This is a genomic window from Corynebacterium sp. UMB10321 (genome assembly GCF_030228725.1).
Taxonomy (GTDB): Bacteria; Actinomycetota; Actinomycetes; order Mycobacteriales; family Mycobacteriaceae; genus Corynebacterium; species Corynebacterium pseudogenitalium.
Genome location: NZ_JASOZC010000001.1, coordinates 25,228 through 47,347, shown reverse-complemented (window position 1 = coordinate 47,347; position 22,120 = coordinate 25,228). Strand labels below are relative to the sequence as shown.

Sequence of the window (22,120 nt, the reverse complement as noted above, 5' to 3'; positions counted from 1 at the left end):
GTAGCCGTGACAAACCAAGAAACTTTTGCGCGATCGCTTTACCCTGTACTGGTATCTGTGTTCTGCGCCGTCTTCCTCATTTCCAACATCACAGCACAGAAGGGAGTCGCCCTCGGACCATTCATCACCGACGGCGCCTTCTTCCTCTTCCCACTTGCATACGTCCTCGGCGACGTGCTCGCCGAAGTCTACGGATTCAAAGCCGCCCGCCGGGCGATCTTCACCGGATTCGGCATCGCCATCCTGGCCGTCGTGTCCTTCTACATCGCCATCTGGCTCCCCGGCGCCGACTTCTACGACATGCAAGAACCCTTCTCGACGATCCTCGGCCTCATGCCGCGCATCGTCATGGCGTCCCTGGCCGGCTACATCGCAGGCCAGCTGCTCAACGCGTGGGTGTTGCAGAAAATGAAAGACCGGTTCGGACACGACCGCCTATGGGCTCGCCTCATCGGCTCCACCATCGTCGGCGAGTTCGCCGATACCCTCCTGTTCTGCGCCATCGCAGCGGCGGTCATCGGCATCGAAACGCCAGGTCAGTTCATCAACTACGTCGTCGTCGGCTTCCTGTGGAAGACCCTGCTCGAAGTCGTCCTACTCCCGATCACGTACCCGACCATCGCGTGGGTGCGCCGCCGCGAGCAGGAACTGCACGCGGAGCTGCGAAGCTAACGCCCAGAGCCAGCGCTAGGAGCTGGCTCGAACACCAATCTGAGATCAAGGGCAGCAAGCACTTTGAGCAAAGTGTCAACAGTCGGGTTACCAAGCCCGTTTTCAATGCGGCTCAACTCGGCTTGCTGGATCCCAGCGGAATCTGCAACCTCTTGCTGCGTTGCGTCGCGTTCTTTCCTCGCTGCCATCAGGGCAGCACCCACTGCCCTTCGGTCTGCAATCTCGGAAGCAAACGCACGAGCAGCAGCATCTCGCACGATCTCAGCAGCTGGTGAAGCTGCTTCCCGATACGGTTTTACGAATTCTTCAAATGCTGTAGTCCCCATTCCCACACCTTTCATCCGCTGATTCAATACCCCTGATCTTATGTGTTACAGCACATAAGATCAAGAGGGTTGGTCACGCTTCCACTGCTCCAACGCAGCCCTTGCAGCTCGAATCTCCTTCTGTTCTTGCTTGCTACTTGGCGCACGCAGTTTGTTGTACCCACCCAGCAACAGAGCCTCTAGCCACCATCATCTACTTCCCCGCGTAGTACCTGCCCATAAACTCGTCGCGGAACGCCTCGTACTCCCCGGCATCGATGGCGTGGCGGATGTTGTCCACCAGGCGGATCATGAACTCCAGGTTGTGCATGGTGCACAGCGTCCCCGCCAAGAACTCCTTGGCCTTGAGCAGGTGGTGGATGTAGGCGCGCGAGTAGTTCTCGGAGACGTAGCCGCCGAACTCCTCGTCGACGCCGGAGAAGTCCCGCTTGAACCGGGCGTTCATCAGGTTCATGCGTCCGTCCAGCGTATAGACGCCCCCACGGCGACCAAGCCGCGTCGGCGCGACGCAGTCGAACGTGTCGGCGCCGGCTTCGACGGCGGTGAAAATGTCGTCCGGCTCGGAGATGCCCAGCAGGTGGCGCGGCTTGTCCACGGGCAGCTCATCGGTGACCCAGCCGACGATGGTGCCCAGGTTTTCCTTCTCCAGGGCGCCGCCGATGCCGAAGCCACCGAAGCCGCGTCGGCCGGCCTCGCGCGCCTCCCTGTCGAGGTCGAGCAGTCCGCGGGTGGCGTGGCGTCGTAAATCTTCGTACTGGGCGCCCTGCACCACGCCCCACAGTGACTGCTTCGGGCGGTGCGTGCGCGCCTCGGTGAGGCGGTGGTGCTCGTCGAGGCAGCGCTTCGCCCAGCGGTGGGTGCGCTCCACGGAACGCTCCTGGTAGTCGCGGGTATCCACGAGGGTGGTGAGCTCGTCGAAGGCGAACATGATGTCGGCGCCGAGCTGGTGTTGGATCTGCATGCTCACCTCGGGGGTGAAGCGGTGCTTGGAACCGTCGATGACAGACTTGAAGTCGACGCCGTCTTCGTCGACCATCGCCATGCGCTTGCGCTTCTCAGCCCGGATGTCTTTGTCGGTGAGCCCGGCGGTGTCCATGGCCAGGACCTTCTTGAAGCCGACGCCCAGGCTCATCACCTGGAAGCCACCCGAGTCCGTGTAGGTCGGGCCGTCCCAATTCTCGAAGGCGGCGACGCCCCCGGCCTCGTCCACGATGTCGGGGCCGGGCTGCAGGTACAGGTGGTAGGCGTTGGACAGGATCGCCTGCGCACCGGTCTGGTGGATCTGCTCCGGGGTGAGCGTCTTCACCGTGGCCTTCGTGGCCACCGGGATGAACGCCGGGGTCTGGATCGGGCCGTGCGGCGTATGGATCACACCCGTGCGCCCATGCTTACCCGGCGCGTCATACAGGGTGGTGTTCAGGTCGAAGGAAAGGTCGTCGGTCATGCGTGCTCCAGTGATTCGGGGTGGAATTCGGCTTCGAGTTCGGTGCCCTCCACGTCAACTTCCGGCAGCACCTTGTCCAGCCACTTCGGCATCCACCAGGTGGAACGGCCCAGGATGAACATCGTAGCGGGGACGAGCGCCATGCGGACGAAGAAGGCGTCGAAAAATACGGCGGCGCCGAGCGTAAAGCCAAAGATTTGGATGAACGGCAACGGCTGGTCGATGAACGCCACGAACACCGCAATCATGATGACTGCTGCGGCCGTGACCACGCGCGCGCCCTGCACGAAGCCCTCGACGGTGGACTCGCGCACCGCCTTGATTTCCGCCTCCGGGTCGCCGGCGCGGCGCAACTTCAGGTAGCGCTCGCGGATGCGGGTCACCAGGAAGACCTGGTAGTCCATGGCCAGGCCGAACGTGACGCCGATCAGGAAGATCGGCATAAATGACAGGATCGGGCCGGGGGTGTTCACAAGTCCGCCCCAGCCGAGCTGGAACAGGCCCACCGTCATACCGAACGCCGCGCCGACCGACAGCAGGAAGCCAAGGCCCGCCACCACCGGCACCAGGATGGAGCGGAACACCAGGATCAGCAGGATGATCGCAAGCCCAACCACAATCGCCAGGTAGAGCGGCATCGCGTCGCCCAGCTCCTCAGTAATGTCCATCTGCACCGCAGTGAGACCCGTCAGGCCTATCGACGTCCCCGTCGCATCCTCCACCTGGACATTGTTCGCACGCAGCGCATGCGCCACCTCCAGCGTGTACTCCTCTTCCGGACCGCCCTTCGGGGTGGCCAGGATCCGGGCCGCCGTCAGGTCCTCATTCGCGCCGACGAGCTGCGCGTGCTCGATACCGTTGACGCTGTTGGCCTCCTGCACCGCGTACATAAACGACGCCAGCGCTGCCTTCTGCGCGCGCCCGCCAGCCTCGTCCGGCATCATCGCCATGTACGGCTGCAGCATCTCCGCGTCCGGGTTGACGGAGGTGGCGTCGACAACCAGGAGGAACGGTGCGTTGACCCCCGGGCCGAAGCCCTCCGCCATCAGGTCCGCCGACTTGCGCTGCGTCGTGTCCAGGTTCGACGTCGTATCCGACGGCAACGCCATCTCCAGCTGCAGCAAGGGTGACGCCAGCGCACCCAGCCCCAGCACGACCACCGTCATCACCAGCACCGGGAACCTGCGCACCACATTCACCCAGGACCGGCCCACCGACTTCGCCGACAAGTCGCGGCCAGGCCGCTTACCCGGGCCAGGGTTGCCCGCGAACCACGGCAGCTTCCCACCAAACGAGCGATCACCCCACACCCCCAGCAGCGCCGGGAGCAGCGTTAATGCCACAAGCACCGCGATGAGCACCGTCAGCGCCGCCGCCAGGCCCATCCACGTCAAAAACTCAATACCTGCCAAGGAGAGCGCCACCAGCGCTGTGAACACCGTCGCCCCCGCGAACACCACCGAGGACCCGGCCGTGCCCACCGCCAGGCCCGCCGCCTCCGGCGCGTCCAGCGTCTGCCGTTCCTGCCTGTACCGCGACAGGATGAACAGCGCGTAGTCAATACCGACAGCCAGGCCGATCATCACCGCCAGCACCGGCGTGACCTCGTTGAGCTCCACCCAATGCGTCGTGATCAGCACCGCCAGCACACCAATACCCACCCCCACAACAGCACTCACAATCGGCATTGTCGACGCCACCAAGGACCCAAACGTCACAATCAACACCACGAACGCCACCGCGAGCCCCACCATCTCCGACGTCGTCTTAATTTGGATCGGGTCTCCGAACCCGGCACCACCGGCCTCAACCTGCAGGCCAGCCTCCCGGCCGATCTCCAGCGCCTCATTGACCACGGCGCGCTCTTCCTCCGACACCGACATCGAAGACTCCGCACCAAACTCAAACGTGGTGTACCCGATCCGGCCATCATCCGACACCATCCGCAGGTAGTACGCGTCCTGCTTCGCCTGCTCCTCAGGCAGGCCCATCTGCGTCATCTGCCCGACGATCATCTCCCCCAGCTCCCGGTTCACATTCACCGGGTTGCCAAACCTGTCCGTCCCCGTCAGCCCCTCCAGGTGCTCCTCGATGTAGCCGACCGTCGCGTCCATCCCCGCCATGAACTCCGGCTCATCTAATCGACGCCCCTCCGGCGCCGCAAACACCAAATTCACCCCGGGCGCCGTCGCCACGTTCCCTTCACCCGGGAAGTGTCGGTCCATGTCCTCCAACGCATCGATCGCCGGTGTTCCCGAAATCGAGAACTCCGACGTAAACGGCTTCATCAGCGAAAACGCCCCTGCCGCCGTCGCCCCGAGCAGCAACAGCCACGCCACGATCACCTTCCACTTATGCAGAAATGACCAGCGCCCAAGCCGAAACAGCATTTTCGCCACGGTGTTTACGTCCTCACTGTCGCTTCTCGATTCTGACTGCCACCAAACCGTGGCACACTACCAGGCCATCTTATAGGCGAACCCTTGCTGGACTCGATTTCCCTTCATACCCAGGTCACCGGTTTGACCAAGCGAAATTGTTCCCCGCCTTAGACGACCTGGGGAAACGCACCGACCCCACCCCAAAACAGGGAATGTGGTGCACATACAAAGGAGCGAGTGCCAAAAGACGCAACACCATACCTCTAGCCCTTTTCTGGCCTGCGGGAATACAAATGCTCGTTTTGCGAATTGCGTCCTTTGGCACTCGCGCACTCGGGGCCCCCAAAAACCAAAACAACGCACCCCAGGCGAACCCAGGGTGCGTTGTTTTTAATTGGCGGTAGCGGCGGGATTTGAACCCGCGGAGGTTTTACCCTCACTCGCTTTCGAGGCGAGTACCTTCGGCCGCTCGGACACGCTACCGCAAACCAGAGTAACGGTTCTTGCCCGAGCAACCAAATCAAGGCGGGGACTAGTCGTTCAGCTTGTCCTCGACCTTGGCGGCAACTTCGTTTGCCTTGTCCTTGACGGAGTCGGCTGCCTCGTTGACCTTGTCCTTTGCGTCGCCAATGAGCTGGTTTGCCTTGCCTTCGTTCTCGAGGGACTTGTCGTCGGAAAGCTTGCCAGCTGCTTCCTTAGCGGTGCCCTTCAGCTTGTCTGCTGCTCCTTCAAAAGCCATGAGATTGCTCCTTTTCGTTTCGTATTTAAGCTAACGGTTCCCCATGGTAGCCACTTTGGCAGGACGGCGCTGTAACAATTCGGTTAAGTATTAGCGCAGGCCCCGGAAAAAGTCGGCGAGGAGGGCGGCGTTTTCGGGCTCCATGATCCCGCCGCGGACTTGGATCTGGTGGAGGTGGTGAGGGTCGCGGAGGGCGTCAAACAGGGAGCCAACGGCGCCGGTTTTGGGCTCGAAGGCGCCGAAGATGAGCGAGTCGATGCGGGCGCCGAGCAGGGCCCCGGCACACATGGTGCAGGGTTCCAAGGTGACGACGAGCTCGCAGCCGTCAAGGCGCCAGGTCCCGAGGGTGCGCGCGGCGTCCCGGATCGCTTCGACTTCGGCGTGGGCGGTGGGGTCTTGGCGTTGTTCGCGCCGGTTGACGCCGCGGCCGATCACCTCGCCGCCAGCGTCGAAGACGAGGGCGCCGACGGGCACGTCGCCGGGCGGGGTCGTTGCCGCGAGGTCGAGCGCTTGTTGCATGCGGGCGGTGGCGCGCCGCTGCCAGCTTGAGCAGGCCAACGTTACCGCAGTGCTTCGTGAAGTTCGTCGGCGAAGCCGAGGGCGTCGGCGATGTCGTCAATGAGGTCGGCGGGTTCTTCGTCGGCGTCGAGAAGGAGGCTGAGGCGTTCTTCGGTGAGGCCGAGGTCGGCGAGGATGTCGAAGTCGCCGTCGGCCCAGCTGTCGGTGTCGTCGAGGTCGTCGGGGTCGATGTCGGGGATGTCGCAGCCGGCTTCTTCGAGGGCGTCGGCGGCGTAGTCGTCGTCGACGGCGATGGGGGCGTCGCTAAGGAGGATGCGTGCCCTGTTTGGGCCTGGGCGCAGCACCACAACGTACTCATTTTCGACGTTGAGCAGCGCAAACGCCGGGCCTTCGCTGCGGAGGCGGCGTACTGCGGCGATGGTGTCTTCCAGCGAGTCGAAGCTGTCGTTGTAGCGGTGCACGGACCATGCGCCGTCGTGCTGGGCGACTGTCACTGCGTACCCGTCTGGAAATTCCTGTGCCATGTCTCACGACATTAGCCTGCACGCAGTGAATTTGTCACTAGAATGTGAAACCGTGACTGCCTCATTCCTACATTCTTCGCGCCACCTGCCTCCCGTCTGCATTGTTGGGCTGGGGTTGATCGGTGGCTCCATCATTCGCGACCTCACCGCGGCCGGCCACGATGCGTTCGGCTACACGCACTCGAATGCGGGCACGAGGGCTGCGCAAAAAGATGGTTTCGACGTCACCAACGATCTCGAAGCCGCACTGCAGAAGGCAGAGGCGCAGCAGGCCCTGATCGTGATCGCGGTACCGATGGATGCCGTGGCGACCGTCCTGGACGCCATCGCGGAGCACGCTCCGAGCTGCGGCATTACAGACGTGGTGAGCGTGAAGCAGCCGGTGTACGACCTCGTGCTGGAGCGCGGTCTTGAGGAACGCTACGTTGGCGGGCACCCGATGGCCGGCACCGAGTTTTCCGGCTGGTCGGCGTCCCAAGAGGGGCTGTTCCAGCGCGCGGCGTGGGTGGTGACGTATGACTACGCGGAGAGCGTCGACAAGGTGCCACAGACGTGGGCGAGCCTGTTCGCGGACGTGTGCAACCTGGTCGCGGTGACGGGCGCTGAGGCCGTGCCGGTGTCGGTGAAGCGCCACGACGAGGCAGTGGCCCGCGTGTCCCACCTTCCGCATGTGATTGCGGAGGCGCTCTCCGTGGTCGGGGATCGCGGCGGCACGTTGGCGCAGTCGCTTGCGGCTGGCTCATTCAAGGGCGCCACGCGCGTCGCGGGCACGGACCCGTCGCTGGTCCGCAACATGTGCGAAACCAACGCGGAGAGCCTCGTCAGCATCATCGACGAGTTCACCGAACTTCTTGCCGACGCCCGCTCCGCCCTCTCCGCCGACGCTCCTTCCATGAAGCGCCTCGCCGAGAACGGCCACCGGGCGCACACCCGTATGCTGGCACGTTCGGGCGCGCGACGTGAGTCGGTGTCACCGGTGAAGATTTCTTCGCGCCCTGTGATGCGCCTGCACCCGGGCGCGCCAGGCTGGGTGAAGCAGCTGCGCCAGATCGAGTCTCTGGGCGGGCGCGTCGAGGTGTTCTAGCTCGCGTTTGCTGGGTATGACGAAGGCCCGAGGGGATCACTCCCTTCGGGCCTTTACTCTGTACTGCTAATGCGCTTTATGCGTCGCGGCGACGTCCCATGAAGACGTACGCGCCACCGATCAGGAACAGCACAATGCCGAGCGTGATCACGCCGGACATCGGGGTACCGGTATCGGCGAGGTCCCCGCTGCGGGTCGACGTGGTCGTCGAGGAGGACTTGCTGGAGCTACGCGACGTGCTCTTCGCCGTGGAACGGGACGCTGCCGTGCTTCGGGACGTTGCGCTGGTGGTGCGTCCGGTGGACACGGTGCCGGAGCTCTTGGAGTTGGAGAACGTTGAGGTCGTCGAAGTCTTCGAGCTCGTCGACTTCGAGCCTGCAGCTCCCGCGCCTGCACCCGCGAGGGCACCGAACGCGCCGAGCAGTGGCTTGACTTCCTTGAATACCTCAAGGATCTCCTGCGGCTTGGACTTCGTGCTCGTTGCACGGGTGTCCTTGTCCAGGGTGATTTCCTTGACCAGGTCGTCCTTCTTGATCTGGATGGACTTGTTCTTAAACCCTTCCGGCGCCTCTGCGAGACGGACCGTGAAGCTCTTGTCGTTGAGCTCTAGTGGCAGGGTCGTCGACATGTAGCCGTCGGCGTCGGTCGAGCCGTCGAGCTCCCGGTTGTCCAGGCTCGGCACGACCAGGCGTGCACCCTCGACCGGCTTCTTATCACTGCCACTACCTGCGTAGATCTCGACCTCGAGCGTGCGCGGCTCCGCGGCCTCTTCCTTCTTAGTGGTCGTGGTCTGAGTCGTTGTCGTTGCAGACGTCGTTGCCGCCTGCGTCGTTGGCTCGGAAGGCGTCGGGGTCTCCGTCACCGTGGACTCAGTGGTTGTCGTCGTCGTTCCAGTCTCCGACTTCGGCGTATCCGTGTCCTTTTCCTCACCCGCGTGCTTGATGGCGGTGAATCCGAACTTCTTATCGGCGCCGAGCACCTCGCTGAGCGTGTCGTCGCCGTCCTGGGAGAACGTGGCCACGAGCTCGTCGCCAGGGCCGATCTTCAGCTGCGTCGGCTTGAACTCGACGGTGTTGCCGTCCTTGTCGCCGGCAACAAAGACGTCGGTGTCCTTGGTCACTGCGTAGGCAACCTCACCCAGACGGTCGATGCCCTCGGTCTTGACGCCATGTGCCACCTTCAACGTGGTCACGCTGAGCTTGTCGGTGTCGGTGTTCAGGGTCCACAGCGCTGGCTTGCCGTCGAGGGTTTCAGCGTATGCGTGCAGGTACTCCCCCTTCGGGTCGACCTTCTTGGAAGCCGTGCCCCACGCACCCGGTGCCTTGAAGTCCTTCGGCTTGCTGAAGGTATCCACCGACACCTTGTGCTCAGTGAACACCGGGGTGGAGGCCGTGCTCAGCTTGTCCAGGTCGATGGCGTAGTAGCTGTCGCCGTCCTTAGCCAGCTCCTCCGACACAATAAGGCGACCATGAGAGGTAATGGTTGCCGTGGTGATGTCGGTTGGAAGTGCGCCGTGCTCGACGCGTGCAGCCCCAAGATCCTCGACGTTGCCCGTCGCCGGATCGATCTTCAGCAGGTGGTTCTCCTGCGGCGCGGTGGACAGCGCGTAGACGCTGCCGTCGGTTGGGTGCCCCGCAACCGCCGTGTACGTCCACGCACCGGACTCGAGCTCTACACCGCTCGTACCAGTGCCCGGCTTATCGCTTGTCGACGCCTTCTTCGGCTTCGCTGGCGTCGTCGCCACTGCTGGTGCGCCCGCGACGGACGGGGCAACGCTCACGGTTGGGGTGGCGCTGGCGCTCGGCGTCACGCTGGAGGAAGCAATGCTCGAAGGAGCGGTTGCTGTCGTGGTGACGGGCGCCTGGGTGGGCGTCTCGGTCGTGGTGTCAGCGTTCGCTGCCACTGGGACGAGTGTGAATGTCCCGGCGAGTGCGGACGCCATCGCCAAGCGGCCGTAGTAACCAGCGGTCTTCGAAATTTTCATTGTTCCCTCTCGTATAGGTTGCGGGGCTGCAAACCCAGTAATCCACCATTCAATGTACAAAACGATGTGGTACTTCTCAAGCAGCAACCCGCCACCATTTTCGTGGTGGCGGGTTGCTTTTCGCTCGTCCTTAGCGCTTTGGGCTAAGAGACCTTTTCCTCACTAGGGGTCTGCTCTTTCTTGCTGGAGCTTTCACCCTTGCTGGAGCCGTCAGCACCAGCTTCGCAGGCTGCGTAAGCAAGGCCCACCGCGATGGCACCGACCGCGACCAGGATGATGGCCAGCACTGCCGGACCCGCTGCTGGGTGCAGCTGCTCAAGCTGGCGGCTGATCTGGTTCATCCACGCCGGACGCTCGATTGCGAGCTGCGGCATGGCCTGGTTGAACTGCTTGACCACGGCGTTGAACTGATCCTCGTAGATGACCAGGCTGCCCGCCATCGCGCCGACCAGCAGGCCGAGCGGGATGAGGTACATCGCCGGGTTCGAGGCGGAGGAGGTCTCCGTGATGCAGCGCCCAAGGGAGCTGCCTTCCTTCGGAACTTCCGCCTTCACCAGCTGGATACTGAGGTCCGTCGGCTGTTCTGCTTCGACCTCGAACAGCTTGGTGGTGATCTTCCCACCCTTGGCTGCCTTCTCGGTCGGGATGCCGTACTCGCCAGCGATTTTCATGACGTCCTCGGACGGGTTGGTCACGCGCAGCTTGTACTTGCCTGGCGTGACGTTGCCGTAGGCAAACTTTCCGTTACCGTCGACGGTTGCGCTCAGGGAGGTCTTGTTGTCCTCCGAGATGAGCTCAACCTTCGCCTCCGTGAGCAGGCCAGCCGGCAGGCCGCTGAGCACACCATCGATGTAGCCCTTCGGGGTCTTGCCCTCAGACACAATCACGTGTGCGTTACCCCACGAGTTCTTGTTCGGGGTAACCGTCAGGATTGACGGTGGGTCCTCCTCGTAGATGCCCTTCTCTTCTTCAATACCTGGGCTACGACGCGGCTGGTCAAGGTCGGCCTTCACCAGCGCCTTGTTGTGGTGACGGGTGCCTGGCTTCAGCGGCGGTAGCGCAGCGGTGAGGAAGACGCGCTCGCCTGGCAGCAGGGTGCGGTTCCAGTCGCTCGGCAGGTCGATTTCCATCGGCTTGCATTCGTTGGAATCGTCTTCGCTTGTGCCTTCATTCCACTCGCAGACCTCGTCCGTCAGGGTGACGTTGTACATCGGTGCGGCGCCACGGTTCATGATCTCGTAGGTGAAGTACATGTCTTCATCCACATCGAGGGACACTGGCTTGTTCTTATCCACACCGAACCGTGCGTTGACCTTCTTCTCCACAGAGGCAGAACCAATTCTTGCCACTGCGTTATCAGGTGTCGACGCCACCATCTGGCCCTTGCTGCCCGTACCGCGGGCCGTCGCGATGTTGTTCACAACGGACATGTCCTTCTGCGGCGGAATCTTCGCGGAGGCAAACACGTGCTCGCCCGGCTCCAAGGTGCGATTCTCTGGCTTATCCCAGCCCTCAGGCCAGGTGATCTTGGCATCTCCCAGGAATGGGTCATCCAGGGTGATGTTCTTGATGATCTCGTCAGTCTCGTTGGTGATCACGAAGCCGTAGATCAGGTCCCAGTCCTCAGGGAGGATCGGGGCGCTGTCCATATCGTCGGCGTCGTACCCGCGGACACGCTTGCTCAGCTTGAGCTGCTTCTCCGTCAGGTGGACGCCAGGGATTGCAACGTCCTGGCCAGGCTTGACCGGAACGTACATTGGGTCTACGTTCTGGATACCCTGCGGGGTGAACACCTCGATGGTGGAGGTACCCGGCAGCGCCTTATCGAAGACGAACTTACCATTCTTGTCGGTGGCGACCACGCTGGTATCACCACGCGGGTCGGTCGCGGTCACGATGACGCCTTCGACTGGGTTGCCGGAGCCGTCGTCAACAACACCTTCGACGTTGCTTCGCGGTGCCTTGATGTTGACAAGGCCAAGCTCGATCGCCTTGTCCTCAGTGACAGTGACCTTCTTCGGCCAGCCCTTCGGCTTTGGCCAGCCATCTGGGACGTCGAGCTCAATGGTGTACTCACCTGGCTCAAGGCGATCCGTGGTGAAGTAGCCGTCCTTGCCAATCTTCACCGCTGGAAGTGTCTCGATAGGCTTGCCGTCCTCGTCAAGGCGTGGGCTGCCGTCCTTATTCTTTGCGGTGCCCTTGATGCGAACCGTGCCGCCCTTGATTGGGTAGTTGCCGTCATCAAGGAGCCAGCCGCTGATCGTGCCTGGTGCTGCACCTGGCTTCGGGTTCGGCGTCGGCTTACGCTCAAGATAGACCCGCAGGTCGCCGTTCGTCTTGCCAGCCTCAACAACGACACGCTGGTAACGCGGCGTATTGAAGCCCTCCGGTGCCTCCACCTGGACGACGTACTCGCCCGGCTCGAGACCGGAAGCCGTGAAGATACCCGAATCGTTCGTGGTGACCTGCGTAGATCCGCCACCGAGGCGGAGGATGTTCACCTTCGCGCCAGCAATCTGCTCGACTGGCTTGCCCTCGCTCACGCCGAGCACGTTGCCCTGCAGGGTACCCGTGGTCGGGGTGTTCTCAACTGGGATCCTCTCCAGTTTGATGTCCTGGGCATAGTTGTCCAGGCCCGTATCGATGACAACGGTGATGTCCGCACGCTCGAGGTAGCCCTCCGGCTGCGCGATCTTCAACTGGTAGTTACCGGTTGGGATGCCGTTGCGACGGAACGAACCGTCAGCGTTAATAGCCACCGGGTAGCGTCCAGCGTCGCCAACAAGAACCAGGCCGGTCTGCGGCAGCGGAGCATTCGTCGCCTTGTCGTAGACACCACCGATGAAGCTACCGGTTTCGGCCTCCACCTCGCTCTTCTTCAGCGTGATGGTCGGGACGACACGCTCCTTACCGGCGTCGATCTTGACCGGGATGTTGTCCACCGGTTCGTAGCCAACAGGCTGGGTCACCTTGAGACTGTAGGAGCCTGCTGGGATGGTGGCGTCGTCAAATGTGCCGTCTTCGGCGACCTTGACGTCGATGGTGTTGCCCTTGCCGGAGGTCGGCTCGAGCGAGATACCAACGTTCGCAACCGGTTCACCGGCCTCGTCCTCAACGTTGCCCTTGATGGTGCTCTTCGTCGGCTTCGTCTCGAGGGTGATGTCAAGAGCCGTTTCCTCGGCAGGCTTCACCGTGGCGGTCAGACCGCGAACCGACTTGAACTTCTCCGGCTGCACAACGTCAACCGTATAATCGCCCACCGGGACCTTGGTGAAGGAGAACGTGCCGTCTTCGGCAGATTCAGATTCGATTGGCTGCTGGCCTGCTCGCTGCAGCTTGATCTTGACCTTGCCAACAGGCTCGCCGTTCTCGTCACGGACAGTGCCTGCAACGTCGCCGATCTCGGCGGTGAACTTAATCACGCCCAAGTCAGCTTCCTTGCCTGGGTAGACCGTCAGTGGTGGAACACTTACGCGCTTGTAGTTGTCCGGGGACTTGACCTCAACATTGTACGTACCTGCTGGTAGCTCTGGCACGGCAATGTTGCCTTCGTTGTTGAATTCCAGATCGATTGGATCGCCGGACTCCGGTACCAGTCGGATCTCGGCACCGTCGACAACCTTGTTGTTCGAGAATTCGACCTTACCCTTCATGCTGCCTGGCTTGCGCTGCAAGGAGACCTGGACAGGATCCGTACCCTGGCCAAGCACAACCTCGAAGCTTTCGCTCTCACCAGCGAGGTGGGTGTCAGTCTCCTCGACCTTCACCGTGTAGGTACCCGGCTCCATCTTGTCGAATGCAAAGCTACCGGACTTATCGGTGGTCTGGGTCTTTACTACCTCACCGTTCTGGATCAACTGTGCTTCGACGCCTTCGATGGCATTGCCGCCGTCGTCAAGCACGGAGCCGTTGAGGCGCTTAAGGTCTCGGGTGACCTCGATGGTGATCTCTTTCTGATCACCTGGCAGCAGACCGTTCACGGTGAGGTTGTTACCGGTGTACTCGCTAGTCTTCGGGACCTCAAAGGTTGCGTTGCCTTCGCTGAGGCCCTCGACGACGAACTTGCCGTCCTTGTCAGTCGTGACTTCTTGCGTGCCTTCGTTCGTCACCTTGACGGTGGCGCCAGCAACTGGCTGCTTGTTTTCGTCGACGACGGTACCGATCACCGTCGCGGACTCGTTGGTCACCCTGACGAATTCCTTGTTATCAGCTGCTGTGGTGCCAGGCTTGATGGTGACGCCGGACTTCGATCCACCCTTGTGGCGATCCGTCGGCTCAACCTCAATCGTGTAAGTACCTGGGCGCAGCTCGTTGAACTCGACCTTGCCGTTCACGTCACCGGTGCCCTTGGTCTCTGCACCGTTTTCATCAATCAGCTTGATGACTGGTGACGAGATAGCACGGCTCTTCTCATCCATGACGTGGACCGTCATGGATGCATCTTTACGACGCAGCTTCACATCGCGAACGACGTTGCCCGCTGCATCGACCTTGAGCTCAATACCCTGGGCCTCGTCGTATGCTGCAGAGTCGTCAATGGTGACCTTGTAGGTACCGACTGGAACCTTATCGAAAGCGACCTTGCCGTTTGCGGTGGTCAAGTCCTTGTTGATTTGCGTCTTGTAAGCGTCAGACTGCGTACCCTTAAGCCGTACCTTCACACCGTTTACTGGCTGCCCTGCATCGTCAGTGACGTTAATCGTGACGGTGCCCGGGTTACGCGTGACGATGTAGTTAGCGCGGCCACCTGCAGCCCACCTCACGGTGACCTTACCCTGCGTCGAACCATGAGTGTCGTTTGCCTCAACCTGGACGATGTACTCACCAGCAGGCAGGTTGCCCGAGGTGTACACGCCGCGCTCGCCTTCGGTCCAGGTAGTGTCAACGTCCTTGAGAGTCAGCTTTGCGCCACTGACTAGCTCGCCGGCCTCATTACGGACGGTCGCGACAATTGGAGCGCGATTTTCCTTGAGGTCAAACTCAACCTTTGCAGCCTCTCCAGGCTTGACGGTGACAGACTTGGTCGTCTCGTCGAAGCGGCCATCACCCGAGTTTCGGACCGTGACCTCGTACTTACCTGGCAGCAGCTTCGCGGAACCGGTATTTGCAAAGGAGAACTTACCGCTCGAGTCAACGCCACCGAAGTCGATGTACGCGCCGTTCTGGCCCTTTGCTTCCACCGAGACACCACCCGAAGCAGGCTTCCCGTCGATGCGGACGGTGCCTTCAATGCGGGAGGTTGCTCGGTCGACCTTGATGTCTTCGACAGTCTTCCTCTCCGCTGCCTTGAGCGCGGAGAACTTCTGCGAGGCCTCTGCGTAGGTGCCGTCACCTGCGGCAGCAACGGTTACCGAGTCAGTACCAGCCGCGACCCTGTTAAAGGTGTAGTAGCCGTTCCAGTTCGTACGAACCGTCTCATTGCCAACTCGAACTTCGGCATTCACCACTGGCTTGCCATCGTCGTAGATGACGCGACCGTTGATCTCGCCTGGGTTCTTCTTCAGCGTGATCTCCTGGACTTGCATGCCATCCTTGGGATCAATCGTGACGGTTCGAGGAGCATTTTCGAACGTGTACTTGTCGCCCAGGTCGCCCTTCGGAGAAGTCAGCTTGAGATCGTAGGTGCCTGGGTACAGCACCTGCTGGACAAAGCCGTTCTTATCAGTGACGCCCTTACGTCCATCGGCGCCGTCTGCCTTCTTATAGTTCGGGCTCGGAGCGACTTCCCACGTCACGCCCGCAGCCCCCTCTTCACCGCCGAGGAACTGGAGAAGGAGTTCCTTCGTCATAAAGTTCGGCTTCAGCGGGTCAGGAAGATCGTAGGTTTTGCCACCTTCAGTCTTATTGACCGGCACTGACCTATTCAGCTCGTAGGTGTAGTCAGTTTTATTGACCTTTACCTGAACCGACTCCGTGGGCTTCACACCCGCAACGACGAACTGACCGCGAGAGTCTGTCTTCGCACTTTTGCCGTTTACAGAGACTGTGGCATCAGAAATTGGATTATCAAACTGGTCGAGCACCACACCTCGGTAAGAAGCCAACGTCTTGGACACGGTGGCGCGGACAATCTTGCTTTCGCCTGGAAGCACGAGCTCGTAACCACTGCCCACGACCTTTCCGTTTCGGTCGATAAGCTGGACGGAGACCTCACCCGGCTTGACAACGCCAAGGTCGAATCCTGCTTGATTCTGGTACGGGTAGTCGCCCCAAGTCTGATTGTTGTATTTCAGGCGAATCTTTCCGCCATCAAAGTTCTCGTTGCTTGGGACCTGGATCTCTACCTTCGCGCGGGCCTCTTTCAACGTTGGTCGGAAGTCAACTCCGTCGACCGTACGGTTACTAATATTCACCGTTCGTGAAACGGTATTGATGTAGTCACCAGAGAGCTGGAAGCGGTAGCTTCCATTGTCCAGACCCTGAATCTTGTAACCCCCAGAGTCCAGGAGAGATACCTTCCGGACCTCGCGTTTGTTTTGGTCAAACACTGTGAGGGTAAGCCCTTGCGCGGCATTGAACGAGTAACCAGACGGCAGGTAAACCCTACCGCTGACCTCCTTGCGCTGCAGGTAGAACCTGATTTCACTTGGCCGGTTCCCTGGAATATTGAACGACTGTGCTGATGTAGGGAAGTATTCATCTGAGCCGCTGTACGAAATTTGGTAGTCGCCGTAGCTTCCGGTTAGTTCATTCGACGACCAATTCCCATGACCAATTGAAGCTCCGTTACTCGGGCCAAGGTCGGTACGTTTGATCTGCAGGCTACCTCCCGTGTTCCACAGCGGGTAGCCATGACGATCGTGCATATGGACCAAAACGGTCCCCTTGCGCTCCTCAAGTTTGATATTGAGGTAGGACTGCTGGTCAGCACTGATTGTAACGCTGCCGCTTGACGTTGAAGTCTTATCGTTCAGGCGAGCTTCCCAGCCGTACGTCCCAGCATTGAACTTCTCGCTCACAAACCAGCCGTTGCCACCAACTTGAACTGGGCGCCCATCAATCTTCAGGTCAACATCGGAGGCCGAGTAGCCATTCGGTACCTGTACAAGGCCCGCTACCCAACCTTGTTTGGGGGCTTCTGGTTTCTTTTCCTCAGCTTCACGGTGCCCAAAGCCTCCCTGAATGCGACCTTGCTCGAAGTTTCCCAAGAGCTTTCGATCGAGATCGTTCGCAGACTCAATCCACAATGAGTGGACGTCAGACTGTGGGAGGTAACAAGGCGAAGAGGTGGTGCACTTGGAGGAGAGATCAAGCTTATAGGACTTCCCGTCAGAGGTGATCGGAAAATCAAACTCGCCTAGAGTCTCAACAGCTTCAGCACCCTGCTTGATCTGGACTTTTACCTTACCGATCGGCACGATCGGCTTTTTGGACTCCAGCCAAGGAGTGATTGTAAAAATCCCGGAGATAGGGATTGGATATCGCGCCGACCCTACAGACTGTATCGCCCACGAAATTTTTCGCTGCCCCTTTTTAGTCACTTTTGCCTGCTGAATGGGCAAATCAGTGATAACAGTTGCCGACGCCGACGGCAGCGCCACCTCAGCGACGTGGTTGCTCACCGCCGGGACGGTCATCCCGCCGACAGCCAGAGAGAAAGCGGTCGCCGTAGCGACGGCCGCCCTGCGAATGCTGGAAAACAGCCCGCGTCCGGACTTACCGTTTCCGGTCATTATGATCTCCTGATTCGTAAATTATTGAGAGAAATTCGAAGCCTAGGAGCGAGCGCACAGACTTCTCCTAAGTAATCTGTACAAATATACGTCGTTTACCACCGTCAACTCAAGCTAAGAGCTACATATACGCAGCGCAAGAATCGCAAATCCCCTCTTCGCACCGCTCCAACTATCGACGCCCCCTCCGACCTGCGCCCTTAGTCCAAATCAATCAGGCACCCCCAACACACGCCTGGCAAACCTTGCAAAAAGCTGAGAGCAGCTGGTCCCCCTTTTTATTTCCCAGTTCGCCGATTGTCAATGACGGAATGAGTGCCAAGAGACACAATCCGAGAAAACGTGACCAATATACACGCAGGTCAGAAAAGGACTAGGCTTCAAGGGGTGCGTCTTTTGGCACCGCCTCAAAGAATAAAGCAGAAACCCCAGCCCACACGCGGTGGACTGGGGTTTTATTTGGTGCGCCCGGAGGGATTCGAACCCCCAACCTTCTGATCCGTAGTCAGATGCTCTATCCGTTGAGCCACGGGCGCGGTGTTTTGCTGCCTTGTAAGCAACGAAAGAGACTCTACACCGAAACTGCGAGTGCAGCAAAACGCCTGTTAGATGCCCAGAACCGCCTTCGCAATAAAGAAGTAGATAATCAGACCGGTGGCATCACAGAACGTAGAGATGAACGGGTTGGAGAACACGGCTGGGTCGGCGCCAATGGTCTTAGCGATGATTGGCATCACGCCGCCCACGGTTGCGGCCATCGTGCAGACCAGCAGCAGCGTCAACCCAATGACAATGCCCACCGACTGCCCGAACACCAGCCCTGCCAGTACAAACCCCAACGTGCCAAGCACGGCACCGAGCAGCATACCCACCCGCATTTCGCGCCACGCCACCTTAGCCACGTCGCGGTTACGGACGTCATTGAGCGCGAGCGCGCGGGTCACGGTGGTGGCGGCCTGGTTGCCGGTATTACCGCCGGTACCCGTCAGCAGCGGGATGAATAAGGACAACACGACGGCCTTCTCAAGCGTGTCCTCGAAAATACCGAGCACCTGCACGGTCAGGATCGCGGAGACCGCAAGCACCAGCAGCCACACGATACGGCTCTTGACCAGGGCCTGCACCGGCGTTGAGAGGTACGGGCGCTTCAGGGACTCGGACGCACCCAGGCGGGCTGTGTCCTCGCTGTCTGCTTCCTCGACGATGTCGTGGGCCTCGTCGTATGTGAATATGCCCACCAGGTGGTGCTCATTATCGACGACCGGCAGCGCCAGCAAGTTTGACGACAGGAACCAGCGCGCGGTGTCCTCTGCCTCGTCGGAGGCGTAAGCGTACTGCGCTTCCCGCATGACCTCGGAAACGGGTTGGTTGGCGTGGGATTGGAAGAGGCGTCGTAAAGAAACGATGCCTACGAGCGTGCGGTGCGCATCCGTGACGGGGACGGTGTAGATCGTCTCCAGACTGTCGACGTTCTCGCGGAGATTATCGACGACCTCCTTGACCGTCATCTCTGGCGTGACCAGCGGCACCTCCGGCGACATGGTGCGGCCGACGGTGCCCTTCTCGTAGCCGAGGACGACGTTGGTGACGCGCTGGTCGTCCTCGTCGAGCTCGTGCATAAGGCGGGCGGCGACCTCGGGAGGGAGCTCGTCGAGGAGGGCCACGCGGTCCTCGGCGCCGAGGGCGTCGAAGAAACCGACGACGGCTTCGTCGCCAAGCGCGGTGACCATGTCAGCCTGGTGGGCTGGGTCGAGGACGTCGAAAACCATCGCGGAACGTTCCGGCGACAGCAGGCGCAGGATCTTCGCACCGTTCGTGACGTCGGTGCGCTCAATCATCGCGATGATGTCCTTGAGGCGGACGTGCTTCAGCTGCTCCTGAAGCTCGGAGAGCTCCTCTATCTCAGGGTCGTGGTCCTCCAGCCGCCGCTCGAGCTCGTAGAGCTGCTCGGGGTCATTGATCTTCATCTCCACGTCCTTTCACCTCACCACGATCGGCCAAGTCAAGCATTGCAAGCGTAGCCGCACTTACCCCCGGAGGTGGAATAGCGCACCTTTTTGTTCAGCGAACTACCTGCATGTTTTGCCTATCCCTTTACGTTCCTCGCCTTGGGCGGGGGTGAGAATGTTAAGTTTTACTGGACAGAAACGATATCAATCTGTGACATACCTGTACTGCAGGTCCAGTGCAGCGTTTCCGCTCTTGAGCAAAGGACAAGTTTATGGCATACAGCACGCGCACAAAGCGCATCTCTATCGCTGCCGGTGCGCTTTCCATCGCGCTGGTCGCCCCATTCGTCAGCGTCTCGACGTCCGACCTCCCCGCAGCCCACGCCCAGACAGTGGCGACGCAGGCATCCGACTTCGAGACGCCAGAAGAGGTCAACTTCTGGGACGTTGATTCGGTCAAGCTCAAAGACATCGCCCTGAACCCTGGCGACAAGGTGGAGACCTACTACAACTGGAAGACGGTCCCCACGTACCGCTGGAAGGTGACCTTCGACGACCTCGGCGCCCTGACCGTTGGGCGTCCGACCGACGGCTTGGCGTTCAGCAGCAAGGTCGGTAAGACCATCGAGATCCCGATCAAGGTCACCCCGGCCTCCGGCGAGCCGTACGAAGCCACGCTGAAAATCACCGTCAAGGACGAGAAGCCAGCGGAGGAGACCACCACGCCGGAAACCACCACGCCGGAAACCACCACGCCGGAAACCACCACGGCTGAGTCCGAGGCGCCGTCTGAGTCCTCCGAGCCGGAGGCACCAGCAGAATCGGAGGCACCAGCCGAGTCGGAGGGGCCGTCGACAAGCGAGGAAGCCCCAGCCCCTGAGGCGCCGAAGTTCGACTTCGACAAGACCTACGAGGCCGAGAACTTCTGGAACAAAGAAACCGTGCCCGTGCCGGACGCCAAGCTCGAGCCCGGCGACAAGATCGCGTCGACCTACTGGGATAGCACCACGCGCTGGCCGGTGACCGTCGATGCGGAGGGCAACGTCACCATCGGGAAGCCGTGGAACAAGATCACCTTCAACAACGCCATCAAGTCTGGTAGCGCGGATATTCCGGTCACCATCACGCCGAAGGAAGGCGAACCGTACTCCGGCACCCTGAAGGTCAAACTCACCGACACCATGCCTCCCGCCAAGTGGGAAGGCGACCTGCCGGACTTCAGCAAGATCTACTCAGTCGACTTCGAGAAGCAGCGCGTGAAGCCGGTTCCGGGCCTCACCCTGCCGGAAAACGTCACGATTGAGCGCAGCGGCGCGAAGTACCCGCTCTGGTCCTTCACCAACCTCAACGGCGAAGTGCAGGTCAACGCACCCGCCACCTTCACCCCGGGCGTATTCGACCTGCCAGTCAAAATTAGCGACGGCACCTCCACCGTCGAGCGCACCATCCGCATCAACGCCACCAACCCGCAGACCACTGGCGGGGAAATCGCGAAGGGTGTCGGCGGCGTCCTCGGCCCGATCCTGGGCGGCCTGATCGGCGGCGGCACCGGCGGCATCGGCGGCGCTATCGGTAACTTGCTCGGCGGCCTCATCGGTGGCGGCTCCGGCGGCTCTGGTGAGGACGGCAAGGGCGGCTCGGGCGGCGGGCTGCTCGGCAGCCTGAAGGGCGCGCTCGAGGGCATCGTCAAGGTTGAAGACGGCGCGATCCGCATCGAGAACAACGGCAACAACAACGGCCATGTCACCGTCACCGGCAACGCGAACCCGACGGTCAACATCTCCGACAACGGTTCCAACAACGGTAACCCGCAGGTCAGCGTCGTTGTCACGGATAACGCCAAGGTCCACGACAACGGCAACGTCACCATCACGGGCAACGCCAACCCGACCGTGAACATTTCCGACAACGGCAACAACAACGGCAACCCAAACGTTGTTGTGACCAACAACGCGAACCCGACCGTCAACATCACCGATAACGCGAACAACAACGCGTCGAACAACGGCAACCCGGACATCAAGATCTCGGATAACGCCAAGGCGTCCGTTGTTGTGACCAACAACGCGAACCCGACCGTCAACGTCTCCGATAACGCGTCGAACAACGGCAACCCAAACGTCGTGGTCACCAACAACGCCAACCCGACCGTCAACGTCTCCGATAACGCCAACAACAACGGCAACCCAGACGTGAAGATCTCTGACAACGCTAAGGCGACCGTCGTGGTCACCAACAACGCGAACCCGACCGTCAACGTTTCGGACAACGGCAACAACAACGGCAACCCAGACATCAAGGTCTCCGATAACGCGAACCCGAACGTGCAGGGCATCCCGCTCAGCTCCGGCGGCGGCTCCTCCAAGCGCGGCGGCCAAGGCGGCGAAGGCCAGGGCGCTGGCAATGGCGGCTCCTCGAATCTGAACGCGCGCGTCGGCGCAGAGGGTGGCATTTCCGACCCACGCTGCATCGCAACCCTGGTCGGCCTCGGCCTTCCGCTGCTTGCCGCAATCCCGGTTGCACTGTCGAACCAGCTCGGTATTCAGGCTGCGGGCGTCGATAAGAACTCGATTGACCGCGCACTCCGCGACACCGCCCGCTCCCTCAACGTCGACGCAAACACGCTGACTGCGGTCGGCGGCGGCCTGGTCGGCGTCGTGGTGACCCTGCTGGCGATCGCCGGCCTGCGCAGCTGCATCCCGAACGTCAAGGACATCGACATCACCGTCGGCAGCTCCGGCAACCAGGGCCAGCAGCCGACCGGCTCAGTGACCACCACCGCGCCAGTCGTCCCCACCACCCCAGCGAAGTAAGGGCGCCGGGCG

12 protein-coding genes and 2 tRNA genes are annotated in these 22,120 nt (G+C 61.0%); 3 read left to right on the top strand and 11 right to left on the bottom strand.

Features of this window, described 5'->3' with window-relative positions:
* Positions 1 to 6 precede the first annotated feature (6 nt).
* Entirely contained in the window at positions 7 to 672 is a 666-nt protein-coding gene (locus QP752_RS00200; protein ID WP_246814882.1) for a queuosine precursor transporter, read from the top strand.
* Here QP752_RS00200 and QP752_RS00195 read toward each other — a convergent pair.
* The 7 genes from QP752_RS00195 to QP752_RS00165 form a co-directional block, all read right to left on the bottom strand.
* Positions 669 to 998, bottom strand: coding sequence for a helix-turn-helix domain-containing protein (locus tag QP752_RS00195; protein ID WP_168161602.1), 330 nt, complete (start codon positions 996 to 998; stop codon positions 669 to 671). The two genes, QP752_RS00200 and QP752_RS00195, sit on opposite strands and share 4 nt — an antisense overlap.
* 193 nt (positions 999 to 1,191) lie before the next feature.
* On the bottom strand, positions 1,192 to 2,442 hold the full coding sequence (gene tgt, locus QP752_RS00190) for a tRNA guanosine(34) transglycosylase Tgt (protein WP_070477262.1): 1,251 nt from the start codon (positions 2,440 to 2,442) through the stop codon (positions 1,192 to 1,194).
* Complete coding sequence (locus QP752_RS00185) at positions 2,439 to 4,841, bottom strand: MMPL family transporter (protein WP_284803887.1); 2,403 nt, start codon at positions 4,839 to 4,841, stop codon at positions 2,439 to 2,441. Before QP752_RS00185 ends, tgt begins: the two co-directional genes overlap by 4 nt.
* A 377-nt stretch (positions 4,842 to 5,218) precedes the next feature.
* Positions 5,219 to 5,306: transfer RNA gene (locus QP752_RS00180), tRNA-Ser, on the bottom strand.
* A gap of 49 nt (positions 5,307 to 5,355) precedes the next feature.
* A complete protein-coding gene (locus tag QP752_RS00175; protein ID WP_070363288.1) occupies positions 5,356 to 5,562 on the bottom strand; it encodes a CsbD family protein in 207 nt (68 codons plus the stop codon).
* Positions 5,563 to 5,652: 90 nt separating this feature from the next.
* Positions 5,653 to 6,081, bottom strand: coding sequence for a nucleoside deaminase (locus tag QP752_RS00170; RefSeq protein WP_284803885.1), 429 nt, complete (start codon positions 6,079 to 6,081; stop codon positions 5,653 to 5,655).
* Between the two features lie 41 nt (positions 6,082 to 6,122).
* A complete protein-coding gene (locus QP752_RS00165; protein ID WP_256021940.1) occupies positions 6,123 to 6,605 on the bottom strand; it encodes a tRNA adenosine deaminase-associated protein in 483 nt (160 codons plus the stop codon).
* 52 nt (positions 6,606 to 6,657) lie between these two features.
* Here QP752_RS00165 and QP752_RS00160 point away from each other — a divergent pair, with 52 nt between their 5' ends.
* Positions 6,658 to 7,689 (top strand): prephenate dehydrogenase, encoded by a 1,032-nt coding sequence (locus tag QP752_RS00160; RefSeq protein ID WP_246814881.1) that lies wholly within the window; start codon positions 6,658 to 6,660, stop codon positions 7,687 to 7,689.
* A 76-nt stretch (positions 7,690 to 7,765) separates the two neighbouring features.
* Here the strand turns inward: QP752_RS00160 and QP752_RS00155 are convergent, their stop codons facing one another.
* From QP752_RS00155 to mgtE, 4 genes are all read right to left on the bottom strand, one after another.
* Positions 7,766 to 9,673 carry a hypothetical protein gene (locus QP752_RS00155; protein WP_284803883.1) on the bottom strand — a complete coding sequence of 636 codons (1,908 nt, stop codon included), beginning with the start codon at positions 9,671 to 9,673 and terminating at the stop codon, positions 7,766 to 7,768.
* A gap of 143 nt (positions 9,674 to 9,816) precedes the next feature.
* A complete protein-coding gene (locus QP752_RS00150) occupies positions 9,817 to 17,346 on the bottom strand; it encodes a carboxypeptidase regulatory-like domain-containing protein (RefSeq protein WP_284803880.1) in 7,530 nt (2,509 codons plus the stop codon).
* A 460-nt stretch (positions 17,347 to 17,806) separates the two neighbouring features.
* Positions 17,807 to 17,882 (bottom strand) — tRNA-Arg (locus tag QP752_RS00145).
* 69 nt (positions 17,883 to 17,951) lie between these two features.
* A complete protein-coding gene (gene mgtE / locus QP752_RS00140) occupies positions 17,952 to 19,313 on the bottom strand; it encodes a magnesium transporter (RefSeq protein ID WP_284803878.1) in 1,362 nt (453 codons plus the stop codon).
* Positions 19,314 to 19,567: 254 nt separating this feature from the next.
* On the opposite strand from mgtE, the gene QP752_RS00135 reads away from it, so the two are divergent.
* Complete coding sequence (locus QP752_RS00135) at positions 19,568 to 22,108, top strand: hypothetical protein (protein ID WP_284803876.1); 2,541 nt, start codon at positions 19,568 to 19,570, stop codon at positions 22,106 to 22,108.
* Positions 22,109 to 22,120: the final 12 nt, after the last annotated feature.

Bases quoted from the DNA above. Each gene is read 5' to 3' on its own strand.
- tgt (WP_070477262.1), bottom strand. From the start codon at position 2,442: ATGACCGACGACCTTTCCTTCGACCTGAACACCACCCTGTATGACGCG.
- mgtE (WP_284803878.1), bottom strand. From the start codon at position 19,313: ATGAAGATCAATGACCCCGAGCAGCTCTACGAGCTCGAGCGGCGGCTG.
- QP752_RS00135 (WP_284803876.1), top strand. From the start codon at position 19,568: ATGGCATACAGCACGCGCACAAAGCGCATCTCTATCGCTGCCGGTGCG.
- QP752_RS00150 (WP_284803880.1), bottom strand. From the start codon at position 17,346: ATGACCGGAAACGGTAAGTCCGGACGCGGGCTGTTTTCCAGCATTCGC.
- QP752_RS00175 (WP_070363288.1), bottom strand. From the start codon at position 5,562: ATGGCTTTTGAAGGAGCAGCAGACAAGCTGAAGGGCACCGCTAAGGAA.
- QP752_RS00155 (WP_284803883.1), bottom strand. From the start codon at position 9,673: ATGAAAATTTCGAAGACCGCTGGTTACTACGGCCGCTTGGCGATGGCG.
- QP752_RS00170 (WP_284803885.1), bottom strand. From the start codon at position 6,081: ATGCAACAAGCGCTCGACCTCGCGGCAACGACCCCGCCCGGCGACGTG.
- QP752_RS00165 (WP_256021940.1), bottom strand. From the start codon at position 6,605: ATGGCACAGGAATTTCCAGACGGGTACGCAGTGACAGTCGCCCAGCAC.
- QP752_RS00195 (WP_168161602.1), bottom strand. From the start codon at position 998: ATGGGGACTACAGCATTTGAAGAATTCGTAAAACCGTATCGGGAAGCA.